Below are 25,989 nucleotides of genomic sequence, written 5' to 3' on the forward strand. Positions count from 1 at the left end.
GCGGGAGTAACCACCATGTTCCTCGCTCAAGAAAACCTGATAGCCCTGGCTTTTGCCGGGTTCTTTTGCACAGCCGCGTGCGCGCAAACGCCAGCAGATACCAACCCGCCGCCGGCGATTCTGCCCCTGGAATCCGAAACAGCACCCGAACTGATTGCCTACCCCCCGCTTGCCGAGCCGCTCGCACGTGGTGTTGTGATCATCCAGTATCGAGCGGCGCACGCCAGGATCATGCCGGTCTTTGGTAAAGCGGCGGCTGATGTATCGCCTCGGCTGAGTCATCTGCACGTGACCGTCGACGACTGGAAAGGTACATGGGCGCACACCAGTGAAGACCCGATCATCCTGGTTGGGCTGACGCCCGGGCCTCACAAGGTTCTGCTCGAAGTCGCCGATCCGACGCACAGGGTCCTGACCAGCACGACGGTGAATTTTACCGTCCCGCCGAAGAAACCGTAGCGGTCAGGGCCGGTTGCCGGCCCTGATGCTCAACCCTGCTTCAAGGCGCCGTCGAATGCCGGCGTCAACCCCGACAACGCCAGCTTGCGAACGAAATCGCCGAGTCGCTGTTGCTTGTAGGCGTCCACGTCGAGGTCTCGGTAATCATAGAAACCCTGACCATCGCGCAAGCCATTGCGGCCGTTTTGCATGTTGTCGGCGATCACCTGTGGCGACTCGAAACGCGGTGCCAGCGCCCCGCTCAGATAACGCGAGGCATAGTAGAGAATATCGCCGCCGCCCCAGTCGATGAACTCCAACAGCCCGAGTACCGAGAAGCGCAAACCGAAACCGACGCGCACTGCGGTGTCGATATCCTCTGCACTGGCCACGCCCTCTTCCACCATCCGCGCGGCTTCGTTCATCGCCAGTGCCTGGATGCGCGGCACGATGTAGCCGGCCACCGGATTGCACACCACGGGCACCTTGCCAATGCGCTTGAGCAATTGCAGCAGGCGTTCGACCACCTGCGGGCAAGTCGTTGCACTGCGGCTGACTTCCACCAGCGGCATCAAGTAGGCCGGGTTCAACCAGTGCGCGTTCACAAAGCGTTGTGGCTGACTGACCATTTCGCTCAACTCGGTGACCAGAAAGGTCGAGGTCGTAGACGCGATGATGGTCGACGCCGGAACATGCTCGCTGACCCAGGCGAAGGTCTGCTGCTTGACCGCGATGACCTCCGGCACGGCTTCGAACACCAGGTCGCACAGGCGCAATGTCGCTGCGGCCCCGGACCGGCATTGCAACTTCAATCGGCAAAGCGCGATGTCCGCCTGCTCCGGTTGGAGCACGCCCAGGCGTACCAGCGTTTGCAGTTCCCCGCGGATATTGTTGCGTACACGCTCGAAGTAATCGTGACGCTCTGCCTCGGCGCGATCCTTGATATCGATGAGGGTGACCGGCAGGCCCGCATGAATGAACGCCAGGGCAATGCCCTCGCCCATCCGCCCGGCACCGACCACGCTGACGTTCGGCAACGGGGCGTTCATCAGTTAAAACCCTTGGTCAGCAGTTCGGTCATTTGCACCCGGTCAAGCTTGACCAGACCGAGATTTTCCAGGGTGCGGCCCTCGGCGTAGAGATCACGCTCGGCAACCACCGAGGCAATGCTCAGCAAGCCCTGCGCCACCGGGGTCGGCACACCGGCCCAGCGCCCCACGGACACCAGGAAAGACAGGCCCAGGCGAGTGTCCTCCAGCATGTAGCGGTGTTTCTGCAGGTCGATGTCTTCGCGCCAGTCGCCGCTGTCGGTCAGCTTGCCGTGGGCGCCGCGACCGTACATCCACTCGTCGCCTTCGTGGGTGTTGTAGTGGTCGGCCAAGGGGAAATGCGGCGCGCCATAAGTCAGGGCTTCGCGTACGGCCATGCGTTCGGCGTCGAGCTGGTTGGTCACACGGCGAATCGACGGTTGGGTGCCTTCGTTGTGAATGTCCCAGGCTTCGAAGTGCTCAAGAGGACCGGCGTTCATCATGATCAACGGCGGGTGGATGATGGGACCGGCGTTCATCAACGCGCCGCTGAGGGCGTCTTCGATCGGCTCCACGCTCGGGTAGGCCTCACGCAATACCGCGAAAGCGTGCTCGGACAGATTGCTGGGGAACACGCCGGTCGGCAGGCGCGTGGCGTAGCCACTGATCACCAGGTCACTGGCGCCATGCTTGCGCACCAGGTACGGCAGCGTACCGGTTTCGGCGAAGGCGACTTTGCTTTGGTTGCCCGCTTCGGCCATGGCCTTGGCGAACACGTAGCTGCCGAACGTGCCCGGCGGCAGGAACACCACTTGACCGTCGTGCAGGTGCGGGGCCACGTGTCTGGCGAGGTCTTCGTGGGAGGTCGACGGCAACGGGATGATGACCAGTTGCGCATCGCCCAAGGCTTCGGCCAGGTCGTCGGTCAACGACAGCTTGTCGCCCTGCTTGCCGACGGATAACTGTCGAGTGCCCCGATAGTCCTTGATGGTCAGGCTGCCAATGCCCTGCAAATCCTTGAGCGCGGCGCTGTCACGACGCCACAGGCGGGTTTGATGTCCCTTTTCAGCCATTTCAACAGCAGCGGCGTAACAGCCATGTCCACCACCCAGCACCGTAATATTCATCGAGTCACTCCTCTTGTCAGTGACTCGATGCTATCGAGCCGGGCTGCCGCGCACTTACCCGATTGCGCAGCCGCGTTACGGATTGCGCAGAAGTCTCAATGCTTGCATCGCCGCAGGGTGTCCGACGGCAAGCAGCCGTAGCGATGCCGATAGGCCGTGGAAAAGTGCCCGAAACTGTTGATGCCGTGGCGCAACAGGATATCGGTGACGGTTTCACCGTCCCGGCCCTGCTTCAGCGATTCATGGATCACCGCCAGGCGCCGGTCACGGATGTACTCCACCGGCGCTTGCTGCAGAAACTGCTTGAAGCCGTTCTGCAAGGTGCGCACCGAAACGCCACACAGCTCGCTCAGGGTGGCCAGGCTGATCGGTGCATCGAGGTGCGCCTCGATGTAGTCCCGGGCCTTCTTCACGTGATGCGGCAGCGGCGCACGCTGGTCGAGCAAAAGGTCCGCGGAGTAGTTGTGCGGTAACTGTGTCAGCAGCAATTGCATCAGGTATTCGGACAGCCCGCTGGCGAGGCGCGAACCGTCCACGCCATCGCCGTAGAGCCGGCAGATGTAATCCAGCGTGTGGTAGAGACTGACAACGCCGGCGCCCAGCGGGTCGACACTGACATCGAAGATCACCGACTGCCGCAGGCTGCGGCCAAGCAAGCGTTGCAGTTGGGTCTCCAGGGCATCCCGGTCGATGCGCAGGATCAGGTTGCGGCATTGCCCATCGGTGACGATGCGGCTTTGCGCGAACGGCGAGGACACGCTCAGGTAGCCCGACTGCATCGCCGCGCTGCGCCGGCCGTGGGCCACTTCGCAATGGCCCTGCAAGGTAATGCGAAACAGGTATTGATCGGCAATGTCGCCGATGGTGATTTCCACCGGCGCGCCATAGCGCAAGTCGAGCAGCGCCGAATCACCGAAGAACACGCCGTTGAGCCGGGTCTGGATCGGCGCGTCACGCAGCACGTTGAAACTGTGCGGGCACAGGTAGTGGCTGACCTTGTCCTTGATCTCACGATAATCGGCCGAGCTGAGCAGGCTGTGCCGTTCCAGCAGGTGTACGTCATTCAACATCGAGGATCCTCCTGACCTGGAGCGCCAAGGCCCCGCTCCCGTCGAAAGGAGCGAGGCCGAGGCGCCGATCATGGACTATGACCGATCACGCGTGAGCCGGATATTCCCGGGCATAGCTTTCACGAAATCGACGGCAACCACGCCACAGCAGAAGCGCGGTCAACGCCGACGCGCCGGCGATCACCAAGGACATCGACGAACCCACCGCCGCCGGCGAACCGAAGTAGCGGTCGGTCAACAGGGCCACCAGCGTAGTGCCCAAACCCAACCCCAACAGATTGCTGATCAGCAGGAAAACCGCCGAGACCTGTGCCCGCACCTGATTCGGCGCGAGGATCTGCATGGCCGCCGTGGACGCCGGCATCGGGAACGAGGCGAAGAACATCGCCGGCACCAACAGCGCGACCGACAGCCATAGTTGATCGACTTGCGGGAACAGCACGGCCGGTACCGCCATGCCGAGGGCGCCGATGACGCCGGTGCGCATGGCGGCGTCCTGGTGCCCCTTCTTGGCCAGATAGTCGGTGAGCCATCCACCGAACAGCACGCCGGCGGTGTTGGCCAGCAACAGTACGGTGCCGAGCATGTAGCCCGCCTCCATGGGCGACAGACCGAACTTGCGGATGTACAACGCCGGGCTCCAGCTCATCATGCAGAACAGCACCATGGCGTAGAACGAAAAGCCCAGGTAATGGCAGGTGAACGTTGCACGGTGGCGCCCGAGGAAACGCAAGCCATCGCTCAGCGCGACCTTCTTTGCCCGCCCCTGCGCATCGACCTGCAGGCCTTTGCGCGCCGGGTCGCGCACGGTGAGCCAGATCAGCAGGCCGACCAGGATGCCGGGCAGACCGACAATGAAGAACGCCAACTGCCAGGCTTTCATCGCGCCGAGAAAGGCCACTTCGATGGTGTTCATGTCCTTGAGCATCGCGATCACATAGCCGCCGACCAGGAAGGCCAGGCCGCCACCAACGAACGAGCCGATCGAGTAGATACCCACTGCGCGGCCGAGCTTCTCCTTGGGGAACATGTCGCTGAACATCGAGTATGCCGAAGGCGATAGCGCAGCTTCGCCGACACCCACGCCGATACGCGCGAGAAACATGTGCAGAAAATTCTTGCTCAGGCCGCAGGCGGCCGTCGCCAGGCTCCAGAACACCACGCCAATGGCGATAATTTTCGGCCGGGAGAAGCGGTCAGCCAGATAAGCAATGGGCATGCCCATGAACGCGTAGAACAATGAAAACGCCAGCCCGTGCAACAAACTGAACTGGGTGTCGCTGATTTGCAGATCGGCTTTGATCGGTTCGATCATCAACGCCAGGATCTGCCGATCCACAAATGAAAAGATGTAGGCGATCATGCACAAGCCGACCACGTACCACTCGTAAAGGTAAGTCTTCTTCTGCTGCAGGACCGCGTTATCGACCTGGATATTCACTAGTGTTTGCTCCTTTTGGAATCCGCTCATGCGCGCAGCGCACCGGGTGACGCTGCACGGCGCAGCGACTGGGAAGTTGCGGGGCAGATGTAAAGGATGAGGGGTTCGATCATGGTCAGTCCTCTTATTGTTATAGGGTCAATCTCTGGGTGAACCGGGTTTACCAGAACTTCCAGGTGTAGGTCGTGGCGACTCGGAATTCGTTGTAGTCGTAGCCGTATTTCTGCTTCACATCGATGTTACGCAAGTCCAGTGCCAGGCCTTGCAGCGCGCCGCTCTGCACCACATAGTTGAGTCCCAGGAAACGCTCGCTTTCTTCGTTGTCGCTGAGGTTGCCACCACGGTCCCAGTTGGTGCCTTTGGTGTAGCGGGTGAAGAACTTCAAGCCCGGCATGCCCATCCCGGCAAAGTCATAGCTGTAGCGCGCCGACCAGGACTTTTCGTCCGGACGCACAAAGCCCAGCGACGACCAGTGCACGAGGTAGGGTTGCGGGATATAGCCGTTCATCGTCGGGAACACGCTGTCACCGAGCATGCGCTGGTAACTGACGCCAAACATGTGCGCGCCCTTGAGCAAACTGAACAGTGCACCATAGGAACGGTTGTCGATTTCACCGTTCAGCGCACTGCCATCTTCATTGTTATTGAAGTAGCGCAAGTCGGTTTTCAGTTTGTAGCCGTTGCCCAGATCAGCCATATGCATCAGGCCGAAGTAGTGTTGCTGATAAATATCGTGCAACACGCCATAGAAGTAACTGGCTTGCAGGTTTTTGCTGATGTCGTAAGTGGCGCCGCCGAAATCCAGGCCGTCACTGTCGAGGTTATCGGTGGAGCCGTACTTGTACAGTTTCTCGTGGTTGGATGACTCACGTGTCACCGCAGACCAGAAACGGCCTCCGGTCAGCGTCAACTTGTCGATTTCCCTGGACTCAACCACGGCCCCTTGATAGATGGTGTCCAACTGCCGACTGGGGTCATCGAACGCCACCGGCAATTGCGGGCGAAGATCCCCCACCTTCAACTCGGTCTTGCTGTAGCGCATTTTCAAGGTTGCACCGGCGCGACTGTAGTCATCGGCCGTCTGCTGGTCGCTCACACTGTAGGGCAGCGAACCGTCGTTGCCAGACGAATCCAGGCGCAGGGCGTATTGCGCATCCACATCGAGGCCGATGGCCAGCGCCGTGTCGGTGTAACCGGAAGTGAATTGCGCATCGAAGCCCTGCGACCAACTGTGCACTTCGGAATCCGCGGCATTGTGATTGGTGTAGTTACGGTGCAAGTAGAAGTTACGGGTATCCACTTTGAAATGACTGTCATCAATGACATCGGCCTGTGCCGCCAAAGGCGCACAGATCATCCCCAGCACGCCGGCCATACCGAGCCCGCGGCAAGATTGCTTTACCTGATGCATCTAACATCTCCACATCTGTATGTGCTCGGGGCACTGTATTTATAGGAGCAGTGTCAAACTAAAAGTCGCCAGAAGCAGTTACCGGCAGATGCCTGTCACATACCGGCGGATTGCAGGGGAGATGTACGGGACGTTTGAATCGAGCATTGCCAGGCCTCTTGTTGTTATGGGTAAAACGCCAGGCGGACTCATGGAAAGGTCCGCTGCGACGACACGCCTCTTGTCTGTGCAAGGTAAGTCAGTCGTCACCGCAGCGGTATTAAGACGAACAGCATCCGAAGGGGGGAAATCTCCAACCCGGGTAAAGATTTCCCTTACAAAAGCAGCCGCAGATCCTGCGCACGATTGGATTGCGGCTGTTCAATGAAGAGCTGGATCAGGCCGTGAAACCACCGTCCGCGACGATGTCTGCGCCAGTGACGAAGGAGGCTTCAGGCCCCGCGAGAAATGCGACAACACTGGCAATTTCGTGGGACTGACCGTAACGGCCCACCGCGATACCAGGTTTCACGATGTCGCTCACCGGGCCGCCATCCGGGTTCATGTCGGTATCGGTCGGGCCGGGGTGAACGGTGTTGACCGTGATGCCTTTAGGTCCCAGGTCACGCACCAGGCTGCGATTGAAACCGGTGATGGCGCCTTTGGTCAGGGTGTAGAGGGACGCCGTAGGGAACGCGGCATAACGGGTCATGGATGAGCCGATGTGGATAATCCGGCCGCCGTCTTTCATGTAGCGAACTGCTTCCTGAGTGGCGATAAAAACGCCAGTGACATTGACGGCGATCATGCGCTGGTAGGTTTCAAACTCGATGTCCTCGATCGGACCACCGAGCGCAAGGCCGGCGTTGTTCACCAGAATGTCGATACCACCCAATGCTTCTACGGTTTGCGCAACGGCTGCACGCACGGCAGCGGGCTCGCCGGCATCAGCGAAAATGGCAATGGCGCGTCCACCATCAGCGTTAATGGCCTTTACGACTTCTTCAGCCTTGGCAGGCGAGGCACTGTAGGTTAGCGCAACCCGTGCGCCGTCAGCGGCAAGACGCTTGGCAATCGCAGCGCCAATCGAACGGGAACCACCGGTCACCAAGGCGACTTTTCCAGCAAGCGGGAGTGTTTGGGTCGTCATGAACATTTCACTCTTGAGTTAGGGTGAAATCATCATGGCTTGCTGAAAATGAATTGATTAGCGTGCAATGATTAGCATCATTTTCAAGTATTAGTATCAGGTGACCCATGGAAACCCTGGCCAATCTCGAATGTTTCGTCCGTAGTGCAGAGTCCGGCAGCTTCTCCGCTACCGCGCGCCAACTCGCGCTGACCCCCGCCGCCGTCAGTCGCAATGTGGCGATGCTCGAGCGAAACATCGGCGTGAGATTGTTTCATCGTTCGACACGCAAGCTGACGCTGACCGAAGCCGGAGAGCATTTTCTGACAAGCATTGGCGGCAACCTGGACGCGTTGCAAAACGCCATCAGCTCGATTGCCGCGGACCACGGTGAGCCCGCCGGGCTGTTGAAAGTGAGCATGCCCCCCACCTTTGGCATCAGCCACGTTCTGCCACTGCTACCAGAGTTTTTGGCCCGGTATCCGTTGGTTCGCCCGGAATGGCATTTCGAGAACAGGCAGGTAGACCTGATCGCCGAGGGGTTTGACGTGGCCATTGGTGCAGGCTTTGAACTGGCTCAAGGCGTCATCTCGCGCCGACTTTCTGCGGCTCATGTCATCGCGGTTGCATCACCGCAATACATGCGTGGAAAAACCTCACCCCCCCATCCAGGCGCACTCGAAGACTTGAATGGAATCGTAATGCGCTCCGGCCGCACCGGTCGTGTCAGGCATTGGACCCTGCGCGACAAGCAAGGCGCAGAAATGACCGCCCGTCTCAAGGAGACCATTGTCGTCAACGACCCGGCGGCGATGCGCGAGGCCGCATTGCTGGGGTTGGGCGTCTGCTTCCTCGCAGTCCCGGATGTGCTGAGCTGGATCGAGCGCGGCGACCTGGTGCGACTGCTACCGGATTGGTACGCCGACGCGGGAACCATTTCGATGTACTTCGCCACTCGCGCCCTGATGCCAGCCAAGACAAGAGTGTTCATCGACTTCGTCAGTGAGGTGTTCGAACAGCGACAGCTGGCGCGAATGTTTTCAGCAAGCGAGGGCTGAATGTAAAAAGCCGATGCTGCTGTAGGAGCGAGCCTGCTCGCGATGGGCATCAACGAAGACGCGCCTCGTTTGGAAGATCGCGAGGATTTGGGAACATCTGGCAGAGATGGGCTGGCAGCCAGGCAGCCATCGCGGGCAAGCCATGCTCCTACAGGTTTTGGGGCTGGCGGAAGATTTTGTGATCGGCTCCCAAGCCTTGTGAGAGCGGGCTCGCTCCTGGCGGCGTTCCGACGAAAGCAGGGTATCAGTCACAGAAGTGCTGAATGTGCCGGCGCCATCGCTGGCAAGCCAGCTCCCACAGTGGATCCCCTGTGGGAGCGGGCTTGCCCGCGATGGTCGTCAACGATGACGCGCTCTGCCTGAATGAACGCGCTGTCTTCAGGCCCATCGCCAGCAGGCTGGCTCCTACAAGGATTGGCGCAGCAGTCCTGCTTTTTGTCAGTTGGACAAAGCCGTCATATTGGCCCGCGCCGCGTGCAGTTTTTTATAGCTGTCGATCAGCCGCTGGTGCCGGTCGAGGCCTTCGAGTTTCATGCTCGTCGGCGTCAAGCCATAGAAGCGCACGGTGCTCTCCACCGAACCGATGGCTGCGTCCATCCGCTCGTTGCCGAACATGCGGCGGAAGTTGGCTTCGTAGTCTTCCAGTTCCAGGTCTTCGTCCAGCTTCATCTCCAGCACCACGTTCACGGCCTGGTAGAACAAGCCGCGCTCGACCGTGTTGTCGTTGTATTGCAGGAACATTTCCACCGCTTCTTTCGCTTCTTCGTATTTCTGCAGAGCGAGATAAATCAGCAGCTTCAACTCCAGGATCGTCAGCTGGCCCCAAGCGGTGTTGTCGTCGAACTCGATACCGATCAACGTGGTGATGTCGGTGTAGTCATCCAGTTCGCTGTCTTCCAGACGTTTGACCAGTGATTTCAGGCCGGCCTTGTCGAGGCTGTGCAGGTTCAGAATGTCGGCACGGAAGAACAGGGCTTTGTTGGTGTTGTCCCAAATCAGATCGTCGAGCGGATAAATTTCCGAGTAGTCCGGTACCAGAATGCGGCAGGCAGTTGCACCGATGTGCTCATACACCGCCATATACGCTTGCTTGCCCATGTTTTCGAGAATGCCGAACAGTGTTGCGGCCTCCTCGGCATTGGAGTTTTCACCTTGGCCCGAGAAGTCCCACTCTACGAATTCGTAGTCCGATTGGGCACTGAAGAAGCGCCACGACACCACACCGCTGGAATCGATGAAGTGCTCGACAAAGTTGTTCGGCTCCGTCACCGCATGGCCTTCAAACGTCGGCTGGGGCAAATCGTTCAGGCCTTCGAAGCTGCGGCCCTGCAGCAGTTCCGTCAGGCTGCGTTCCAGCGCCACTTCCAGGCTCGGGTGCGCGCCGAACGAAGCGAACACGCCGCCGGTGCGCGGGTTCATCAGGGTGACGCACATCACCGGGAATTCGCCACCCAGTGACGCATCCTTCACCAGCACAGGGAAGCCCTGCTCTTCCAGCGCCTGAATGCCAGCGAGGATCCCCGGGTACTTCGCCAACACCTCGGCCGGTACATCGGGCAGAGCAAATTCGCCTTCGATGATTTCGCGTTTCACCGCGCGCTCGAAGATTTCCGACAGGCACTGCACCTGCGCTTCGGCCAGGGTATTGCCGGCACTCATGCCGTTGCTCAGGTACAGGTTTTCAATCAGGTTGGACGGGAAATACACCACCTCGCCATCCGACTGACGTACAAACGGCAGCGAAACGATGCCACGTTCTTCATTGCCCGAGTTGGTGTCGTACAGGTGCGAACCACGCAACTCGCCATCGCGGTTGTAAATCTTCAGGCAATAATCATCGAGGATTTCGCTCGGCAGTTCATCTTTAGGGCCAGGCTGAAACCAGCGCTCGTCCGGGTAATGCACAAACGCCGCGTTGGCGAGTTCTTCTCCCCAGAACTGGTCGTTGTAGAAAAAATTGCAGTTCAAGCGCTCGATGAATTCGCCCAACGCCGACGCCAATGCGCCTTCCTTGGTCGCGCCCTTGCCGTTGGTAAAGCACATCGGTGAGTGCGCATCGCGGATGTGCAGCGACCAAACATTGGGCACGATATTGCGCCACGAAGCGATTTCGATCTTCATCCCCAGGCCGGCCAGGATGCCCGACATGTTGGCGATGGTTTGTTCCAGCGGCAGGTCCTTGCCGACGATGTAGGTGCCCGCCTCCGACATGGAAGCAGGCATCAACAACGCCTGGGCATCGGCGTCCAGGTTCTCCACTTCTTCAATCACGAACTCAGGCCCGGCTTGCACCACCTTCTTCACCGTGCAGCGGTCGATGGAGCGCAAAATGCCCTGGCGGTCCTTGTCGGAGATATCTGCCGGCAACTCGACTTGAATCTTGAAGATCTGGTTGTAGCGGTTTTCCGGGTCGACAATATTGTTCTGGGACAGACGGATATTGTCGGTGGGAATGTTGCGGGTCTGGCAGTACAACTTTACGAAGTAAGCCGCACACAACGCCGATGAAGCCAGGAAGTAATCGAATGGGCCCGGTGCCGAACCATCGCCCTTGTAGCGGATGGGTTGGTCGGCAACCACGGTGAAGTCATCGAACTTGGCTTCAAGTCGAAGGTTGTCGAGAAAGTTGACCTTGATTTCCATGCGGGATTACCAGAATACGAGCTAAACGAATGGCGGCCATTATCCGGCTTTTCAGCTGCAAGTCTTGTGCTTTTCAGTCATGGCCGCTGAGCGGGAGAGACCGCTGGCGAATTCGTTGCCGACACCGCCCGCGCGCAGGCGGACGGCGAATGTGCGCTGGCAGGTGATCATCAAACCGAAGTTTGCACCTCCACAGCCTCCCGGCCTTTGAACGCCAGGGAGAAGAAGAAAAAGATCACCAATGCAAAACCTGCCGGGAACAACCAGATGTGCTTCCAGTCATGGCCGCCCGCTGTCGTGGCGTAGTGATCGGTCACCTGCCCCGCCACCCAGAAACCGATCAGCATGCCCAGACCGTAAGTCGCCAACGTAATCAAGCCTTGGGCCGAACTCCTGAAACGTTCCGAGGCCTTGGCGTCGGTGTAGATCTGCCCCGAAACGAAGAAGAAGTCGTAACAGATGCCGTGCAAAGCGATGCCGGTGAACAGCATGAAGGCCAGGTCGCCGTTATTGCCGTAGGCAAACAGCAGATAGCGCAAGGCCCACGCCAGCATGCCCACCAACAGCGCGAGCTTGATCCCGAAGCGATGGATGAACAGCGGCAGAAGCAGCATGAACAGCACTTCGGAGACTTGCCCGATGGCCATTTTCGCCGTGGGATTGGTCACGCCGATTTCCGCCAGGAACGGGTTGGCGTTCTGGTAGTAAAACGCCAGTGGAATGCAGATCAGGATCGAGGCGATGAAAAATACCAGGTAGCTGCGATCCTTGAGCAAACCCAGCGCGTCCAGCCCGAGCATTTGCTTGAGGCCGACACGCCCCGCTTCTGGCTGCAATGGCGCGGTACGCGGCAAGGAGAAGCTGTAGAGCCCCAACAGCAGCGAAGCGATGGCCGACATCAGAAACGTATTGCGCAACCCGCCAGAAGAAATCGCCGCTTGCGAGTCCCAGGCGAACACAAAACTGATCACCACACCGGCGACGATCCAGCCGATCGTGCCCCACACGCGAATGCGCGAAAACTCCAGGGCCGGGTCGCTCATCTGGCGGAAAGCCACCGAGTTCACCAGCGCCAGGGTCGGCATGTAAATCATCATGTAGGCCAGCACAAACGGGTAGAACGTGCTGAAGTCAGGCGCTTGATACAGCTGATAGAGCAATACCGCGCCGACCAGGTGCAACACCGCGAGGATGCGCTCGGCATTGAAGAACCGGTCGGCAATCAGGCCGATCACAAAAGGCGCGATGATCGCGCCCCAGGACTGGGTCGAAAACGCCATGCCGATCTGCCCGCCACTGGCGCCCAGATTGCTGGCAAGGAATGTACCGAGGGTGACGAACCAGCCACCCCAGATAAAGAACTGCAGGAACATCATTGCGCTCAGTCGCGCGGTCATCAACGTCATAACAGTCACCGTCTTATTGTTGTTTTTTACCAGCAAGGGACCTGCATCAGGCGTCGGGCAACCCCAGCAAACGCCGATTGAAACGCTCATCAGCAGACACCCCGGCGAAGTCGTCGAAGGCTTTGCGCGTCCTGGTGATCATGTGTCGCTCGATGAACGCTGCACCTTCAGCGGCACCCTGCGCGGAATCCTTCAGGCAGCATTCCCACTCCAGCACGGCCCAACCGTCGAAGTCGTATTGGGTCAATTTGCTGAAGATCGATCTGAAATCGATCTGGCCGTCGCCCAACGAGCGGAAGCGCCCCGGCCGCTCGACCCAGCCTTGATAACCGCCATAGACACCCGAACGGGCATCGGGGCGGAACTCGGCGTCCTTGACGTGGAACATGCGGATGCGCTCGTGGTAGCGGTCGATGAACCCCAGGTAATCCATTTGCTGCAGCAACAGATGGCTCGGGTCGTAGAGGATGGCGGCGCGGGGATGGTGATCGACCGCCTCGAGAAAACGCTCGAACGAAGCGCCGTCATGCAGGTCTTCGCCGGGGTGGATTTCGTAGCACAGGTCGACCCCGGCGGCTTCGAAGCAGTCGAGGATCGGCAGCCAGCGCTTGGCCAGTTCGGCGAAACCTTGCTCGACCAAACCGGCCGGACGCTGTGGCCACGGGTACATGTATGGCCACAGCAACGCACCGGAAAACGTCGCGTGAGCCTTCAAGCCCAGACGTTGACTGGCGCGCGCGGCCAGTTTCAACTGGTCGATGGCCCATGCAGTGCGCGCCTCGGGCTGCCCACGCAAATGCTGTGGCGCGAAATCATCGAACAGCGTATCGAACGCCGGATGCACTGCCACCAGTTGCCCCTGCAGATGGGTCGACAGCTCGCTGATTTCGACACCCGCGTCGGCGCACACGGCTTTCAATTCGTCGCAGTAGCTCTGGCTTTCGGCAGCGCGTGCGAGGTCGATGAACTGCGTCCCCAGCGTCGGCAACTGAATACCTTTGTAACCCTGGGAGGCCGCCCATCGGGCGATGTTGGCCAAGGTATCGAACGGGGCCTCGGCGGACATGAACTGCGCAAGGAAAATCCCCGGGCCGCGCATGCCGGATGAAGATTGAGAAAAGTCGGTCATGGAGGTCTCCAGCGTCATGGGGTACAGACCAGTTCGGTCCACTTGGCATCGCCGCGATGGTTGGCGATGACGGTTTCAATGAACGCCATGCCACGCAGGCCGACGTCGATACCGGGCACGCCCGGCGCGTCATGCCCGGCAACCTCACCTCGAATCGCATTGGCAAAATCGCTGTACAGATTGGCCATGGCTTCGAGATAGCCTTCGGGATGGCCAGCGGGCAGGCGCATGCGCTGGCTGGCGGCTTCGCACAACCACGCCTGGCCGACCCCGGAACGCAGGATGCGCAACGGCTGATCGAGTGCTCGGTGGATCAGGCTGGCCGGTTCCTCCTGCCGCCACTCCAACCCGCCCTTGTCGCCGTAGACACGGATCTTCAACGGGTTCTCTTCGCCCGCGCAGACCTGGCTGGCAATCAGCACGCCACTGGCGCCATCGGCCATCTTGAACAGCATCGAGGCATCATCGTCCAGCTGTCGGCCGTCAATATGGATACCCAGCATTGCGCACAGCTGCTCAATGGGTTGATCCGCGACAAATTCGGCCAGGGAAAACGCGTGGGTGCCGATATCACCGATGCATCCACCCAAACCGGACTGCTCAGGCAGATCACGCCAGGCGGCCTGCTTGTTGCCCTGCCCGGCGACGTCCTGGCTCAGCCAGCCTTGGGGATACTCGACAATCACTTTCCGCACGGCGCCGATCACACCACTGCGCACCATGTCCCGCGCTTGCCAGACCATGGGATAACCCAGATAAGTGTGGGCCAGGCCGTACAAACGATCGCTGCGCTCGACCACCGTTTTGAGGGTGAGCAGTTCGGCCAGATTCAACGCTGCGGGTTTTTCACTGAATACATGAAACCCCGCGCTCAGCGCCTCGCTGGCAACCGGCGCGTGCAGATGATTGGGGGTGACGATCACCACCAGTTCCATGCGTTGTTCCATTGGCAAGGCACGTTCGGCTTCGAGCATTTGGCGCCAGTCGCTGTAGCAGCGTGACGCCGCCAAGCCCAGCGCTGCGCCGGTGCCTTGATTGTTTTCGGCGTCGCGGCTGAACGCGCCACACACCAGTTCAAAGCGCCCATCGAGCCCGGCGGCCTGACGGTGGGCCTTGGCGATGAAGGCACCTTCGCCACCGCCGACAAATCCCATTCTTATTTTTGGCACCACAGCGTTCATTGCATTTTTTCTCTATCTGGACTGGAAACCGGCCATGATGTAACCGGTTACATCGTGGCGGAAATTTAGGCTCAGTTCAGTGACCTGTCAAACCCCGGTTAAAACTTGACGAACATTTCAGCCCATGACCGACCTGCGGTAAGCTCGCCGGCCGCGCTGTTTGAAAACGAGGTGGTCTTGTCCAATATCCGCGAAGTAGCCCGGTTGGCCGGTGTCTCGGTGGCCACCGTGTCCCGCACACTGAAGTCGCCCGAGCGCGTGCTCCCCGAAACCCGCGACAAGGTCAATGCCGCCGTGGAACAGGCCGGTTACCGTCCGAACCTGATGGCGGTGCAGTTTCGTTCGCGCAAGACCGGCAATCTGGTGATTCTGGTGCCGGCCATCGCCAACACATTCTTCGCCCGGGTCATCAGCGGTGCGCAACAGGCTGCTCAGGCCGCAAACTATCGTTTGCTGCTGTGCGACACCCAGGGGCGGGAGGAAATCGAACGGGAATTCGCCGAACTGGTGTACAACCACCAGGCCGATGGCGTGATCCAGCTGCGTGCCTACGACCCGTTCGAGGCGCCCTTCCCCAACGCCGAACTGCCGCCCATCGTCAACGCCTGCGAAGTCATCCAGGGCGGTCGCCATCCAACGATCAGCCTCGACAACCGCGCCGCCGCCAAAGCCATGACTGAACATTTGATCGCACTCGGCCACCGCCGCATCGGCCTGATCAAAGGCCCGAAAAGCAGCCCGCTGACCCGCGATCGCGTGGCGGGTTATCAGGCTGCCTTGGATCAGGCGGGCATTGCCTCCGATCCTGCCTTGATCTGCCACGGTGATTTCAGCCTCAAAGCCGGCTATGACGGCGCGGCAACGATGTTGAAACTGGCCGAACGTCCCACGGCGTTGTTTTGCGAAAACGACGAGATGGCCATCGGTGCGCTCAAGCACATCAAGCAACAAGGCCTGCGCGTGCCAGAGGATGTTTCGTTGGTGGGGTTCGACGATATCCCTTTCGCGGCTTACTGCGACCCGCCGCTGACGACCATCGCCCAACCGGCGGAAATGTTCGGCCAGACAGCTGTCGAAATGTTGATCGCGCTGATCGAGAAAAAACCGCTGGCACAGCGGCATGTGGTGTTGCCATTTGAGTTGACGTTGCGCAGCAGCACAGCGGCGCGAACCTGATCCCCGGCGGGAGCGTACCTGCTAGCGGTGCCTCACAGACATTCCTGGGCAGCGCGTTCAAGCCGGGAAGGACCGAACGTCGACGCCAGCAAAGCGCGCTCGTACAGGAACACTTTGCCTTTGTAGGCCTCGAGAACGTCGTCGGCAGCCACCTTGCTCGAGACCACGATCCGGTAACTGCGCTGAGTTTCCGAGACGGTGGTGTGCAGTGCACCTTCATGCAGTTTTGGCAGAACGCACTCTGCGTATTCTTCAGGTGCTTTTTTCGTCTGCAATGTCAGCGTCGGGTCGTTTGGCGTGGAGGCACAACCCGACAACAGCACAAATGCGACAAGGGCCAGTGGAGTTAAAATCTTCATCGCGCCGGTTCCGTTAAAAGCGTTTGAGTTGGGCGCAATTTTCACTGTTTGCTGCAGGCAACAGAACTTGTGATCAATGATGGTCACTATTACTCGAACGAATAGTCGGCGTTAGCGGCCTCATGCCACCTGCGCCTCACTGTTCGAGTTTATCGACCACCGTCCCGCGCTTGCCCTTGAAAGCGTCGCGCCGTGCAGCGCGTTCTTCGATGTAGGCTGGCGCGGGCTCGCTGATCAGCGTTTCACGACTCAGCAACTCGCCGCAATGGGCACACAACGGCCCGAGTCCCGCAGGCTGGCCGCAGACCCGGTGGATATGACGCACGGCCAGCCCCTCGTCCGGGGATTTGCACCAGGTCTCGCCCCAGGCACGCAACGCCAGGACCACCGAGTAAAACGCCTCGCCCTTGGCAGTGAGGTGGTACTCGTAGCGCGGCGGCCGCTCGCTGTAGGCGCGGCGCTCAACCATCCCGTCTGCCTCCAGGCTTTTAAGACGCGCCGCGACCATCTGCGGCGTGCCGCCCGTCTGCACTTGAATCTCGTCATAACGATGATTGCGCATGAACAACTCGCGCAAAACCAGCACGGTCCAGCGATCGCCGACGATGTCCTCGGCCCGTGCAATCGGGCACAACGTTTCAGGACTATTCTTCTTTACCGCCATACGGGCTTGCCTCTTTCCTAGTTACTATGATTATCATACTAACAACATGCCAAGGCAATCCCATGGCATGGGTCAGTCTAAATTCCTGGAGTATCCGTCATGTCCAACGCAGCCTACCCGCTTGATCGGACCGCTTACCTGCTGGTCGACCCCTACAATGATTTCCTGTCCGAAGGCGGCAAGATCTTCCCCTTGCTCGAGCCCATCGCCAAGCAGGTCGGCTTGCTCGATAACCTGCGCAGCCTCGACCGCACCGTCCGCGCCCTCGACATTCCGGTGGTCATCGTACCGCACCGTCGCTGGGAACACGGCGACTACGAAAACTGGGATCACCCCAGCCCCACTCAATGCAAGATCCAGCACATGCATCACTTCGCACGTGGCGAATGGGGTGGCGAATGGCATCCCGATTTCGCGCCGCAGGAAGGCGACATCATCGTCCAGGAGCATTGGGGTTCCAGCGGTTTTGCCAATACCGACCTGGATTTTCGGCTCAAACAGAAAGGCATCACTCACGTGATCATCGTCGGCCTCCTCGCCAACACCTGCATTGAGGCCACTGCCCGTTACGCCCAGGAACTCGGCTATCACGTCACCCTGGTACGCGACGCCACCGCCGCGTTCAAACCGGAAATGATGCACGCCGCCCATGAACTGAATGGCCCGACGTATGCCCATTCGATTGTGACGACCGAGCAACTGATCGCCACCCTCAAGCCGTGAGCCAAACATGAAACTGACCGGAAACCTGTTGATCGGCGCCAGCGAAGTCCCCGCCAGTGCCGGGACCATGAAAGCGCTCAACCCAGCGACCAATCTGCTCATCGAGCCGGACTTCGCCTTCGGTGGCGTCAACGAAGTGGACATGGCGGCCAATCTTGCCGACGAAGCGTTCGACCACTACAGCCATACTTCACTGACTGAACGCGCGGCGTTCCTCGAGCGCATCGCCGCTAACCTCGATGCGCTCGCCCAGCCCTTGGCGGCGCGGGCCGCACTGGAAACCGGCCTGCCCGAGGCGCAACTCCGGGGCGAAGCGGCGAAGGCTGCCACCCAGTTCCGTCAGTTCGCCGAAGTGGTGCGCAAAGGTCGCTTCCTGCAACTGGCCATCGATCCGGCGCAGCCTGATCGCCAGCCACGGCCGCGCATGGATCATCGCCTGCAGAAAATCGCCATCGGCCCCGTGGCCATTTTTGGTGCGAGCAACTTTCCCATCAGCTACTCGGTAGCCGGTGGCGATACTGCTTCAGCGCTGGCGGCCGGCGCGACGGTGATCGTCAAGGCGCACAACGCGCATCCTGGTGCCTCGGAGATTCAAGCGTTGGCCATTCGCAAAGCCGTGCAGGACAGCGGTTTGCCCGAAGGCGTGTTCTCCATGGTGCGTGGCGGCGGCAATGCCATCGGCGAGGCGCTGGTCGACCATCCATTGATCAAGGCCGTGACCTTCACCGGTTCGGAACAGGGTGGCATGGCGCTGTACCGCCGCGCACAGCTTCGCGCCGAGCCCATCCCGGTGTTCACCGAGATGACCAGCGTCAACCCGACGTTCATCCTGCCCCAGGCCTTGGCCGTGCGCGGCGCGCAGATCGGTGACGGATTTGTCGAGCGCATGCTGGTCAACGTCGGGCAAGCCTGCCTCAAGCCGGCGATCCTGATTGCCATCGAAGGCGCCGGGTTCGAAGCCATGCGTGCCGCCATGATCAAACGTGTGGCTGACGCACCAGCGCGTCCGATGCTGACGCCGGGCATTCACGCGTCCTACCTCCGCGGTCTGGACCACCTGCAAAACGCTGGCGCTCAACCTGTCGCTGAAGGCACGGCGGCGGTGGCAGACCTGGATGGCCAGTCGGCCTTGCTTGAAGTGGACGGCGATCGCTTCCTCAGCGAATCGGCCCTGGCACACGAAGTGTTCGGTCCGGCAGCGCTGTTGGTGAAGGTCAAGGATCAGGCGCAAATGCTCGCGGTAGCGCGTGCACTGCGCGGCCAACTCAGCGCGGCAATGCATTTGGAGGAAGAAGACTTTGAACTGGCCCGCCGATTGCTGCCGATCCTCGAGCGTCGTACCGGGCGAATCGTGGTCAACGCTTTCGCCCATCCGCAGGAGGTGTCGTACGCCACCATTCACGGCGGACCGTTTCCGGCATCGTCAGACAGCCGCTTCACCTCGGTGGGCATGACCTCGATCGAGCGTTTTTTGCGTCCGTTGTCCTATCAGGGCTTCCCTGACGCGCTACTGCCCGAGGTCTTGCGTGACAGCAACCCCTTCGGCGTGCCGCGCAGCGTGGACGGTCAGTAAACAGAAATCCGGCGCGACGCAACCGCAAGACTATGCCGGGCTTTTCTGCAAGGCATGCACCTGATTGCGACCGTTGCGCTTGGCTTCATACAGTCCGTCATCAGCGCGGGTCACCAGGCTTTCAAGATTGTCGTCGGGCTGTGCGAAGGCGACACCGAAAGACGCGGTGATCGTGTCCAGCACAGTATCGGTGCCACGCGCCTTGATCCGCAGGGATTGCACTTTCAGGCGCAGGTGTTCGGCGAAGGCATGAGCGGCGGCCAGATCGGCGCAGCCCTCGAGCACGACACAGAACTCCTCGCCGCCGTAACGTCCTGCGAATGCATTGGCGGGCAGCGCGCCGCGCAACACTTGCCCGACATGCTGCAACACGCGGTCGCCCAATGGGTGACCGTACTGATCGTTGAATTGCTTGAAATGGTCGATGTCGAGCATGACCAGCGCCACCGCCCGGGAGGCCTTGCCCAGTGCCTGCTGCAGCAAACGGGTAAACGCCGTGCGATTGAGCAGTTCGGTCAGGCCATCGACGGTGGCGGCCCGTTGGGCGCGCTCCAGTTTGTCGCGCAGGGTCTTGATTTCGTTTTGCGCAGATTGCAACTGGCCGAGGAAGTGCTCCTGCTGGCTTTGCATCACGCGGGTGCTCTGCTGCAGCTCATTGAGAATGCCCGGCAAGCGATCGCTGACCGGTTCGTCGAGCATTTCAAGGCACTGCCCCAAGCGGTTCTGGAAGTTCTGACTGCCCTGCACGCTACGCGAAATGTCGCGCTCCATCCCGTCGACCAGACTGATGACCTGGTGCTGCTCGGCGCGGGCGTCTTCCAGCTCGTCACGAATGATGTATTCGCGAAACAGCCGGGTGGCGGATTCTGGCGGGCAACCGTCGAAGTCCCGCACAACCCGGTCCAGGTGCCGGTTGAGCTCCGGATCCAGCCCCTTGCTATAGGTGTACCAGAGCGCGTAATGCACAGGATTGGGCGGAATGTTGTGGCGAACCATCAGGGGCACGGCTTGCTTGAGCAACGCAGCGGCCTCGCGGGAGTCTTCCGGATAAAGCGCTAGAACATTCGCACGCGATTCTGATTGGCTCATGGCATCACTGTAGTTATTAATCGATGGCATTCAGACGACGCGCAGAGCATACCGATACCCCTGGCAAACGGCTATCCCGCTTTGGTTTGGAAGTGACTTTGAAATGGCCATTCCTAGCGACTATTCATGCCGATACACAAGAAATGAACAGTCTTTTTCATGAAAAGATGTCACAATGACATTACACCACTGCCATACACACTCGGTAGTCACCAAAAACATCGGCAGCATGAGGAAACGCCATGTCCATGAAAGCGCTGTTCATCTACTGGCCATTGCTGTCAATCGCCACCGCCTTCGTATTCTGTCGCCTGATCCACAAGGCCAAACTGGCTGATCGGGCAATGCAGGCACAACAACGGCGGGACTTGGCGCCCCGCGAACGAAATACCGAGGTTCAGGTTACACACAGTGACCATGCCTCGGCTCGCCTGGCGGCGTGATCCGCTGGCGTTACAGAATTGCGCATAAAAAAACCGGCCTGTTCAGGCCGGTTTTTTTATTCACTCAACAACACTTCGGTCCAGCCTTGCTCCCGTAACGGGCCTCCTGGCGTTCGCGGAAGAACGCCTCGTAGTCCATCAACGGCAGGTCCGGGTGTTTGGTTTGCATGTGCTCGACGTAGTTATCGTAGTCGGGCATGCCCACCATCAGGCGCGCGGCCTGACCGAGGTATTTGCCGAGACGACTCAGGTCATTGAACATGATCAGGCATCCGGCAGCGCTTGATACGGCGCTTCTTTATCCGTGCGCTCTTTGGTACCCCAGGCGGCAACGCCGACCTTGAGCGCAAAGAACAGGATGCTGAACACCACGAACAGGAACAGCGCGGTCAGCGTTGCATTGGTGTAGGCGTTGAAGATCACGTGCTGCATCTGGTCGATGCTTTTCGCTGGCGCCAATACCTGACCGTTGGCCAAGGCATCGCTGTACTTCTTGGCCAAGGCCAGGAAGCCGACTGCCGGGTTAGCGTCGAACAACTTGATGAAGCCCGCCGTCGTGGTGCAGATCAGCAGCCAAACGGCTGGCAGCAACGTGACCCAGACGTAACGCTGGCGCTTCATCTTGATCAGCACCACGGTGCCGAGCATCAGCGCAATACCGGCCAGCATCTGGTTGGAAATACCGAACAACGGCCACAATGTGTTGATGCCACCCAGCGGGTCGATCACGCCTTGATACAGCAGATAACCCCACATCGCCACGCAACCGGCAGTGGCGATCAGGTTGGCGGTCCAGGATTCGGTACGTTTGAGGGCCGGAACGAACGAGCCGAGCAAGTCTTGCAGCATGAAACGACCGGCACGGGTACCGGCGTCTACCGCCGTGAGGATGAACAGCGCCTCGAACAGGATCGCGAAGTGGTACCAGAACGCCATGGTGTTTTCGCCCGGCAGCACGCTGTGCAGGATCTGCGCGATACCGACGGCCAGGGTTGGTGCACCGCCGGCACGGGCCAGGATGGTGGTTTCACCGATGTCATGGGCAACCGCTTGCAGCGCTTCCGGGGTGATTGCAAAGCCCCAACTGCTGATGGTTTGCGCGACGGTTACAGCATCGGCGCCGACGACGGCGGCCGGGCTGTTCATCGCGAAGTACACACCCGGATCGATCACCGAAGCGGCGACCATGGCCATGATTGCCACGAAGGACTCCATCAGCATGCCGCCGTAGCCGATGTAGCGGGCATGACCTTCACTGGCCAGCAGCTTCGGCGTGGTGCCGGAAGCAATCAACGAGTGGAAGCCGGATACCGCACCGCAGGCAATGGTGATGAACAGGAACGGGAACAGACCGCCCTTCCACACTGGACCGGTACCGTCGACGAACTGGGTCAGCGCCGGCATTCTCAGCTCCGGCATGGTCACCAGAATACCGATGGCCAGGGCAACGATGGTGCCGATTTTCAGGAAGGTCGACAGGTAGTCGCGCGGCGCCAGGATCAGCCATACCGGCAACACTGCCGCGACAAAACCGTAGCCGATCAGCATCCAGGTGATCTGGATTCCCGTGAAGGTAAAGGCCTTGGCCCACACCGGGTCAGCGGCGATCTCGCCACCAAGCCAGATCGAACCCAGCAGCAACAGCACGCCGATGATAGAGATCTCACCGATGCGGCCCGGGCGGATGTAGCGCATGTAAATGCCCATGAACATCGCGATCGGGATGGTCGCCATCACCGTGAAAATGCCCCACGGGCTCTCGGCCAGGGCCTTGACCACGATCAGCGCCAGCACCGCGAGGATGATGATCATGATCAGGAAGCAGCCGAACAGCGCGATGGTGCCGGGGATGCGGCCCATTTCTTCACGGACCATGTCACCCAGCGAACGACCGTTGCGGCGGGTGGACATGAACAGGACCATGAAGTCCTGAACGGCACCGGCCAACACCACGCCGGCGATCAGCCACAGCGTGCCAGGCAGATAGCCCATCTGCGCCGCCAGCACCGGACCGACCAGCGGTCCCGCGCCAGCAATGGCCGCAAAGTGGTGACCGAAAAGGATGTGTTTGTTGGTCGGCACATAGTCCAGACCATCGTTATTGAGTACGGCGGGAGTGGCGCGATTGGGGTCCAGTTGCATCACTTTGTTGGCGATGAACAGACCGTAATAGCGGTAAGCAACGAGATAGATGGCAACGGCTGCGACTACGATCCACAGGGCGTTGATCGCTTCGCCGCGGCGCAAGGCCACGACACTCAGCGCAATCGCTCCCAGGACAGCCACGGCAAACCAGGCAAGGTGTTTAGCCAGACGGGGCATAGCGTGTCTCCTGCCACAGCCAGTGAACTGCGGCGGTAATTTTTATAATTGTGTCCGCTGTGCGGAGCTGGCCCAATATCCGCGCATGCCGTCCACAAATAAATCCGCGTTACTACGTACGTGGCCTCTACGTAGTTCTACGTAGAACATGCTGATGCAACCCCCTGCAGGAGCGAAGCTTGCTCGCGATGGCGGTGTAACAGTCACCAAGATTATTGAAAGACACACCGCCATCGCGAGCAAGCTTTGCTCCTACAGGACTTGGGCCATCAGTCATTCCGTCCTGCAACGCTACTGGCCAGGCGTATGTTTGGCATATGATCCCGAGCCTTCGCGCGCAGGAGTCAGCATGCAACTCAAACACAAGATCGTCGCCCTCGGGATTCTGCCGCTGGTGCTGGCCATTGCCGTCATCTGCGCGCTGGTGATTTCCCTGAACCGGCAACTGGGTGATCAACAGGCTCAGTTGATCGAAGACAGCATTCTGGCCAGCAAACGCGCCGAACTGAAAAACTACGTGGAAATGGCGAAAAGCCTGATCGAGCCGCTTTACGATGACGGCCACGGTGACGCCCAGGCCCAGCAAAAAGTGCTCGAAGAGTTGCGCAAACTCAGCTTTGGCATCAACGGCTACTTCTTCGTCTACGACCACGAGGGCCGCAGCCTGATGCACGCGCGGCAGTCGGAGCTGGTCGGCAAATACCTGTGGGACATGAAAGACCCCCATGGCCTGCCCGTCATCCAGGCCTTGCTCAAAAGCGCGCAATCGGGTGAAGGCTTTCAACGCTATGCCTGGAACAAACCTTCCTCGGGTCAAGTGACCGACAAACTTGCCTACGTCGTGATGCTCGATCGCTGGGGCTGGATGCTCGGCACCGGCATCTACCTCGAAGACGTCGAGCGTGCCACTCAACAGGCGCGCGACGAAGTGGCCATGGGCATTCGCAAGACCATGATGGCGATCGCCGTGGTCGCCCTCGTTGCGGTGCTGTTCGTGTTCGCCACGGGCATGACGCTCAATGTCAGTGAACACCGTCTGGCGGACAAGAAATTGCAGCGCCTGACCCAGCGCATCGTCAGCCTCCAGGAGGAAGAACGCTCACGGGTGTCCCGCGAGCTGCACGACGGCATCAGTCAGGTGCTGGTTTCGATCAAGTTTCAGTTCGAACTGGCCAGCCATCTGCTGGAGAACGCTCAGGCGCACGACAAAGGCCTGGGCACGTTAAGAAACGCCACTGAACGATTGGGCGAGGCGATTGGCGAGGTGCGCAGCCTGTCCCATGACCTGCGTTCATCCTTGCTCGATACGCTTGGCCTGTCCGCCGCAATCGGCCAATTGGCCGCTGAGTTCGCGCAACGCAGTGGTCTCACGGTGAGCTACGACGACAATGAGTTCGACTGCCAATTGGTGGATGGCGCCGACGTCGCGCTGTTTCGCATCGTGCAGGAAGGCCTGACCAATATCGAACGTCATGCCGGGGCAAAAAACGTTGCCATTACCCTGCGCGGCTGTGAACAATCCGTTCGGTTGACCGTGGTCGACGACGGCGTAGGTTTCAACGTCGCTCAGGTCGAACGCCGTCACACCGGCATCGGCCTGCGCAACATCCGTGAACGCGTCGAACATTTTGGTGGGCGCTTCGAACTGATCTCGACCTCGGGACGCAGCGAATTGGATGTCCTGCTGCCGATGCAACTGCCCACCGGCAAACGCTGATGCCCCTCAAAACAAAAGTGAGCCTCGCATGAACCTGCCCTCCCCGATCCGCGTCGCCCTGGTCGACGATCACTCCCTGGTCCGCGACGGCATCAAGGCGCTGCTGGCCGTCATGTCGCCCCTGGAATTGGTTGGCGAGGCGGAAAACGGCGCGCAGGCCATCGAAATGGTCGGCCGCTGCCGGCCGGACTTGCTGTTGGTCGACATCAGCCTGCCCGACATGAACGGCCTGGAGCTGACCCGCGTGTTGCGCAGCCAGTATCCGTCGCTCAAGGTGCTGGTGCTGAGCATGTACAACAACTACGAATACGTCAGTGAGTCAGTGCGCTCCGGCGCCAGTGGCTATGTGCTGAAGAACGCGCCGTCCCGGGAAATCATCGCCGCCATCGAAGCCATCACCAGCGGCGGAACCTTCTACAGCGCCGAAATCGCCCAGCGCTTGATCGCCGACAAGAACACCGATAACGAGCTGACGCCGAGGGAAAGCCAGGTGCTCGCCAAAATGGCCCAGGGCTTGAACAACAAGGAAATGGCCCGGGAACTGGACATCAGCGTGCGCACGGTGGAAACCCATCGCCTGAGCATTCGCCGCAAACTCAACATCGACAAGCCTGCGGCGCTGGTCAAATACGCCCTCGATCACGGACTGATTTCCCACTGACACCCCGCCCCCCTGTGGCCACTGCAAAAACCTGTGGGAGCGGGCTTGCTCGCGAAGACGTCGGCATTGCTAGCAATGTTATCGACTGACACAACGCTTTCGCGAGCAAGCCCGCTCCTACAAGGAGCACCGAATCATCCATTGACTGCATCGATAGTCACCATTGACTCAATGAAGTTCTCATAAAAAATCCACGGCGTAACATCTGCTCCATACCAACCC

Annotated in this window: 23 protein-coding genes; 8 read left to right on the forward strand and 15 right to left on the reverse strand. The window is 59.8% G+C overall.

The genetic code is table 11. From position 1 onward, the window contains the following. Nucleotides 1-15 precede the first annotated feature (15 nt). Nucleotides 16-459, forward strand: a complete 444-nt coding sequence (locus tag D8U18_RS04790) for a DUF6130 family protein (RefSeq protein ID WP_056856637.1) — start codon at nt 16-18, stop codon at nt 457-459. Between the two features lie 29 nt (nt 460-488). Here the strand turns inward: D8U18_RS04790 and D8U18_RS04795 are convergent, their stop codons facing one another. The 6 genes from D8U18_RS04795 to D8U18_RS04820 form a co-directional block, all read right to left on the reverse strand. Beyond that, nucleotides 489-1,487, reverse strand: a complete 999-nt coding sequence (locus D8U18_RS04795; RefSeq protein ID WP_131107145.1) for a 3-hydroxybutyryl-CoA dehydrogenase — start codon at nt 1,485-1,487, stop codon at nt 489-491. Then, entirely contained in the window at nt 1,487-2,593 is a 1,107-nt protein-coding gene (locus tag D8U18_RS04800) for an NAD/NADP-dependent octopine/nopaline dehydrogenase family protein (RefSeq protein WP_131107146.1), read from the reverse strand. Before D8U18_RS04800 ends, D8U18_RS04795 begins: the two co-directional genes overlap by 1 nt. Nucleotides 2,594-2,688: 95 nt before the next feature. After that, on the reverse strand, nt 2,689-3,663 hold the full coding sequence (locus tag D8U18_RS04805; protein ID WP_131107147.1) for an AraC family transcriptional regulator: 975 nt from the start codon (nt 3,661-3,663) through the stop codon (nt 2,689-2,691). A gap of 85 nt (nt 3,664-3,748) precedes the next feature. After that, the gene (locus D8U18_RS04810; RefSeq protein WP_131107148.1) at nt 3,749-5,104 is read right to left on the reverse strand and encodes an MFS transporter; all 1,356 of its coding nucleotides are present in this window, start codon (nt 5,102-5,104) and stop codon (nt 3,749-3,751) included. A gap of 160 nt (nt 5,105-5,264) precedes the next feature. Next, nucleotides 5,265-6,515 (reverse strand): OprD family outer membrane porin, encoded by a 1,251-nt coding sequence (locus tag D8U18_RS04815; protein WP_130904566.1) that lies wholly within the window; start codon nt 6,513-6,515, stop codon nt 5,265-5,267. A gap of 376 nt (nt 6,516-6,891) precedes the next feature. Continuing rightward, nucleotides 6,892-7,644: a 3-oxoacyl-ACP reductase family protein gene (locus tag D8U18_RS04820; RefSeq protein ID WP_130930221.1), complete on the reverse strand. Its 753-nt coding sequence runs from the start codon at nt 7,642-7,644 to the stop codon at nt 6,892-6,894. A 107-nt stretch (nt 7,645-7,751) separates the two neighbouring features. Between D8U18_RS04820 and D8U18_RS04825 the strand changes: the two genes are divergently transcribed. Further along, nucleotides 7,752-8,681, forward strand: coding sequence for a LysR family transcriptional regulator (locus D8U18_RS04825; RefSeq protein WP_130904568.1), 930 nt, complete (start codon nt 7,752-7,754; stop codon nt 8,679-8,681). Nucleotides 8,682-9,119: 438 nt separating this feature from the next. On the opposite strand, the gene D8U18_RS04830 is transcribed toward D8U18_RS04825, so the two are convergent. The 4 genes from D8U18_RS04830 to D8U18_RS04845 form a co-directional block, all read right to left on the reverse strand. Beyond that, nucleotides 9,120-11,324 (reverse strand): OsmC domain/YcaO domain-containing protein, encoded by a 2,205-nt coding sequence (locus D8U18_RS04830; RefSeq protein WP_056856645.1) that lies wholly within the window; start codon nt 11,322-11,324, stop codon nt 9,120-9,122. Between the two features lie 170 nt (nt 11,325-11,494). Then, nucleotides 11,495-12,730, reverse strand: coding sequence for a nucleoside permease (locus tag D8U18_RS04835; RefSeq protein WP_131107149.1), 1,236 nt, complete (start codon nt 12,728-12,730; stop codon nt 11,495-11,497). A 46-nt stretch (nt 12,731-12,776) separates the two neighbouring features. Further along, nucleotides 12,777-13,859, reverse strand: coding sequence for a sugar phosphate isomerase/epimerase family protein (locus D8U18_RS04840; RefSeq protein ID WP_241664289.1), 1,083 nt, complete (start codon nt 13,857-13,859; stop codon nt 12,777-12,779). A 14-nt stretch (nt 13,860-13,873) separates the two neighbouring features. Next, nucleotides 13,874-15,040: a Gfo/Idh/MocA family oxidoreductase gene (locus D8U18_RS04845; RefSeq protein ID WP_131107150.1), complete on the reverse strand. Its 1,167-nt coding sequence runs from the start codon at nt 15,038-15,040 to the stop codon at nt 13,874-13,876. A 177-nt stretch (nt 15,041-15,217) separates the two neighbouring features. Between D8U18_RS04845 and D8U18_RS04850 the strand changes: the two genes are divergently transcribed. Further along, entirely contained in the window at nt 15,218-16,216 is a 999-nt protein-coding gene (locus D8U18_RS04850) for a LacI family DNA-binding transcriptional regulator (protein WP_131107151.1), read from the forward strand. A gap of 32 nt (nt 16,217-16,248) precedes the next feature. On the opposite strand, the gene D8U18_RS04855 is transcribed toward D8U18_RS04850, so the two are convergent. Continuing rightward, nucleotides 16,249-16,575, reverse strand: a complete 327-nt coding sequence (locus D8U18_RS04855; RefSeq protein ID WP_056856908.1) for a hypothetical protein — start codon at nt 16,573-16,575, stop codon at nt 16,249-16,251. Between the two features lie 136 nt (nt 16,576-16,711). Next, a complete protein-coding gene (locus tag D8U18_RS04860) occupies nt 16,712-17,239 on the reverse strand; it encodes a helix-turn-helix domain-containing protein (RefSeq protein ID WP_056856650.1) in 528 nt (175 codons plus the stop codon). Between the two features lie 99 nt (nt 17,240-17,338). On the opposite strand from D8U18_RS04860, the gene D8U18_RS04865 reads away from it, so the two are divergent. Together D8U18_RS04865 and D8U18_RS04870 are read left to right on the forward strand one after the other, a co-directional pair. Continuing rightward, a complete protein-coding gene (locus tag D8U18_RS04865; protein ID WP_056856651.1) occupies nt 17,339-17,962 on the forward strand; it encodes an isochorismatase family cysteine hydrolase in 624 nt (207 codons plus the stop codon). A 7-nt stretch (nt 17,963-17,969) separates the two neighbouring features. Next, the gene (locus tag D8U18_RS04870; RefSeq protein ID WP_131107152.1) at nt 17,970-19,535 is read left to right on the forward strand and encodes an aldehyde dehydrogenase (NADP(+)); all 1,566 of its coding nucleotides are present in this window, start codon (nt 17,970-17,972) and stop codon (nt 19,533-19,535) included. Between the two features lie 30 nt (nt 19,536-19,565). Here the strand turns inward: D8U18_RS04870 and D8U18_RS04875 are convergent, their stop codons facing one another. Next, nucleotides 19,566-20,624, reverse strand: coding sequence for a diguanylate cyclase (locus D8U18_RS04875; RefSeq protein WP_177336607.1), 1,059 nt, complete (start codon nt 20,622-20,624; stop codon nt 19,566-19,568). 242 nt (nt 20,625-20,866) lie between these two features. Here D8U18_RS04875 and D8U18_RS04880 point away from each other — a divergent pair, with 242 nt between their 5' ends. After that, entirely contained in the window at nt 20,867-21,067 is a 201-nt protein-coding gene (locus tag D8U18_RS04880; protein WP_056856654.1) for a hypothetical protein, read from the forward strand. Between the two features lie 64 nt (nt 21,068-21,131). Here D8U18_RS04880 and D8U18_RS04885 read toward each other — a convergent pair whose 3' ends face one another. Further along, the gene (locus D8U18_RS04885) at nt 21,132-21,329 is read right to left on the reverse strand and encodes a YbdD/YjiX family protein (RefSeq protein ID WP_131107153.1); all 198 of its coding nucleotides are present in this window, start codon (nt 21,327-21,329) and stop codon (nt 21,132-21,134) included. Between the two features lie 2 nt (nt 21,330-21,331). After that, nucleotides 21,332-23,389: a carbon starvation CstA family protein gene (locus D8U18_RS04890; RefSeq protein WP_131107154.1), complete on the reverse strand. Its 2,058-nt coding sequence runs from the start codon at nt 23,387-23,389 to the stop codon at nt 21,332-21,334. 349 nt (nt 23,390-23,738) lie between these two features. Here D8U18_RS04890 and D8U18_RS04895 point away from each other — a divergent pair, with 349 nt between their 5' ends. Next, nucleotides 23,739-25,106 (forward strand): cache domain-containing protein, encoded by a 1,368-nt coding sequence (locus tag D8U18_RS04895; protein ID WP_056856657.1) that lies wholly within the window; start codon nt 23,739-23,741, stop codon nt 25,104-25,106. 28 nt (nt 25,107-25,134) lie between these two features. Then, entirely contained in the window at nt 25,135-25,767 is a 633-nt protein-coding gene (locus D8U18_RS04900) for a response regulator transcription factor (RefSeq protein ID WP_131107155.1), read from the forward strand. Nucleotides 25,768-25,989: the final 222 nt, after the last annotated feature.

The organism is Pseudomonas sp. Sample_10, assembly GCF_004321495.1.
Classification (GTDB): domain Bacteria; phylum Pseudomonadota; class Gammaproteobacteria; order Pseudomonadales; family Pseudomonadaceae; genus Aquipseudomonas.

Coding starts and splice junctions, on each gene's coding strand:
- D8U18_RS04790 (WP_056856637.1), top strand. CDS start 16: ATGTTCCTCGCTCAAGAAAACCTGATAGCCCTGGCTTTTGCCGGGTTC.
- D8U18_RS04795 (WP_131107145.1), bottom strand. CDS start 1,487: ATGAACGCCCCGTTGCCGAACGTCAGCGTGGTCGGTGCCGGGCGGATG.
- D8U18_RS04800 (WP_131107146.1), bottom strand. CDS start 2,593: ATGAATATTACGGTGCTGGGTGGTGGACATGGCTGTTACGCCGCTGCT.
- D8U18_RS04805 (WP_131107147.1), bottom strand. CDS start 3,663: ATGTTGAATGACGTACACCTGCTGGAACGGCACAGCCTGCTCAGCTCG.
- D8U18_RS04815 (WP_130904566.1), bottom strand. CDS start 6,515: ATGCATCAGGTAAAGCAATCTTGCCGCGGGCTCGGTATGGCCGGCGTG.
- D8U18_RS04820 (WP_130930221.1), bottom strand. CDS start 7,644: ATGACGACCCAAACACTCCCGCTTGCTGGAAAAGTCGCCTTGGTGACC.
- D8U18_RS04825 (WP_130904568.1), top strand. CDS start 7,752: ATGGAAACCCTGGCCAATCTCGAATGTTTCGTCCGTAGTGCAGAGTCC.
- D8U18_RS04830 (WP_056856645.1), bottom strand. CDS start 11,324: ATGGAAATCAAGGTCAACTTTCTCGACAACCTTCGACTTGAAGCCAAG.
- D8U18_RS04835 (WP_131107149.1), bottom strand. CDS start 12,730: ATGACGTTGATGACCGCGCGACTGAGCGCAATGATGTTCCTGCAGTTC.
- D8U18_RS04840 (WP_241664289.1), bottom strand. CDS start 13,859: ATGACCGACTTTTCTCAATCTTCATCCGGCATGCGCGGCCCGGGGATT.
- D8U18_RS04845 (WP_131107150.1), bottom strand. CDS start 15,040: ATGAACGCTGTGGTGCCAAAAATAAGAATGGGATTTGTCGGCGGTGGC.
- D8U18_RS04855 (WP_056856908.1), bottom strand. CDS start 16,575: ATGAAGATTTTAACTCCACTGGCCCTTGTCGCATTTGTGCTGTTGTCG.
- D8U18_RS04860 (WP_056856650.1), bottom strand. CDS start 17,239: ATGGCGGTAAAGAAGAATAGTCCTGAAACGTTGTGCCCGATTGCACGG.
- D8U18_RS04865 (WP_056856651.1), top strand. CDS start 17,339: ATGTCCAACGCAGCCTACCCGCTTGATCGGACCGCTTACCTGCTGGTC.
- D8U18_RS04870 (WP_131107152.1), top strand. CDS start 17,970: ATGAAACTGACCGGAAACCTGTTGATCGGCGCCAGCGAAGTCCCCGCC.
- D8U18_RS04875 (WP_177336607.1), bottom strand. CDS start 20,624: ATGAGCCAATCAGAATCGCGTGCGAATGTTCTAGCGCTTTATCCGGAA.
- D8U18_RS04880 (WP_056856654.1), top strand. CDS start 20,867: ATGTCCATGAAAGCGCTGTTCATCTACTGGCCATTGCTGTCAATCGCC.
- D8U18_RS04885 (WP_131107153.1), bottom strand. CDS start 21,329: ATGTTCAATGACCTGAGTCGTCTCGGCAAATACCTCGGTCAGGCCGCG.
- D8U18_RS04890 (WP_131107154.1), bottom strand. CDS start 23,389: ATGCCCCGTCTGGCTAAACACCTTGCCTGGTTTGCCGTGGCTGTCCTG.
- D8U18_RS04895 (WP_056856657.1), top strand. CDS start 23,739: ATGCAACTCAAACACAAGATCGTCGCCCTCGGGATTCTGCCGCTGGTG.
- D8U18_RS04900 (WP_131107155.1), top strand. CDS start 25,135: ATGAACCTGCCCTCCCCGATCCGCGTCGCCCTGGTCGACGATCACTCC.